This is a genomic window from Microbacterium sp. Bi128 (genome assembly GCF_918698205.1).
Map to the genome: position 1 here is coordinate 1 of NZ_CAKKMM010001468.1, position 1,226 is coordinate 1,226.

A 1,226-nucleotide genomic window follows, 5' to 3' on the forward strand; every position below is an offset into this window, starting at 1 on the left:
GCTCCCAGGTCGTCGTCGTGATGCCGGCATCCGACGGATACGGCGAGGCGGGCCAGGGTGACATCCCGGCCAACGCCCCGCTGGTGTTCGTCGTCGACATCCTCGGCGTCCAGCACGCGGCGGCGCCCGCTCAGTAGGCTGAGCGGATGCGTCGCGTCCTCATTCTCGGCTCCACCGGTTCGATCGGCACCCAGGCGCTCGACGTCATCCGGGCCACCCCCGAGCGGTTCGAGGTGGTGGGACTCGCCGCGGGCCGCGACCGCGCGGGTGTCGAGGCGCAGGCGGCGGAATTCGGCGTCGAGGCGATCGCTCTCGGTGCGACGGAGGCCGAGCAACTCGTCCGCGATGTCGAGGCCGACGTGGTGCTCAACGGCATCACCGGTTCGGTCGGGCTCGGCCCGACGCTGGCGGCGCTGGAAGAAGGGCGCACGCTGGCGCTCGCCAACAAGGAGTCGTTGATCGTCGGCGGCGACCTCGTCACCCGTCTGGCGGCCCCCGGGCAGATCGTCCCGGTCGACTCGGAGCACTCAGCGATCGCGCAGGCGCTGCGCTCGGGCGAGCCGCACGAGGTGCGGCGGCTCGTGCTCACGGCATCCGGCGGTCCGTTCCGAGGACGTTCGCGCGCCGAACTGGCCGAGGTCACCCCGGCCCAGGCGCTGGCGCACCCGACGTGGGACATGGGGCGCGTGGTCACGACCAACTCCGCGACCCTGGTGAACAAGGGCCTCGAGGTCATCGAGGCGCACCTGCTCTTCGACGTGCCGTACGAGCGCATCGACGTCGTCGTGCACCCGCAGTCCATCGTGCATTCGATGGTCGAGTTCATCGACGGATCCACGATCGCGCAGGCGTCTCCGCCGGACATGCGTCTGCCGATCTCGCTCGGCCTGGACTGGCCGCACCGGGTGGCGGGAGTGGGCGCGCCGCTGGACTGGACGACGGCGTCGCAGTGGACCTTCGAGTCGCTCGACGAGGAGGCCTTCGGGTCGGTGGCGCTGGCCAAGCACGTCGGTCGCGCCGGTGGCACCTACCCCGCGGTGTTCAACGCCGCCAACGAGCAGGCAGTGGACGCCTTCCACGAGGGGCGTCTGAGCTTTCTCGGCATCGTCGCGGTGATCGAGCGCGTCGTGGACCGCCACGAGGCCCCCGGCGCCCTCACCCGCGAGTCGCTCGCCGACGCCGAGGCGTGGGCGCGTCGCAGCGCCGACGAGGTCATCGCCGCGAGC

Annotated in this window: 2 protein-coding genes; both read left to right on the forward strand. The window is 71.8% G+C overall.

Annotated elements, in window-relative coordinates; all coding sequences use genetic code 11:
• Nucleotides 1-20: 20 nt before the first annotated feature.
• Nucleotides 21-137: an FKBP-type peptidyl-prolyl cis-trans isomerase gene (locus LQV45_RS35965; RefSeq protein WP_374208372.1), complete on the forward strand. Its 117-nt coding sequence runs from the start codon at nucleotides 21-23 to the stop codon at nucleotides 135-137.
• 9 nt (nucleotides 138-146) lie between these two features.
• The coding region (gene dxr / locus LQV45_RS33745; protein WP_230012162.1) for a 1-deoxy-D-xylulose-5-phosphate reductoisomerase at nucleotides 147-1,226 on the forward strand (1,080 nt) is incomplete at its 3' end.

What these genes read in the sequence shown, in the direction of transcription:
- LQV45_RS35965 (WP_374208372.1), top strand. Translation starts at nt 21, where the DNA reads ATGCCGGCATCCGACGGATACGGCGAGGCGGGCCAGGGTGACATCCCG.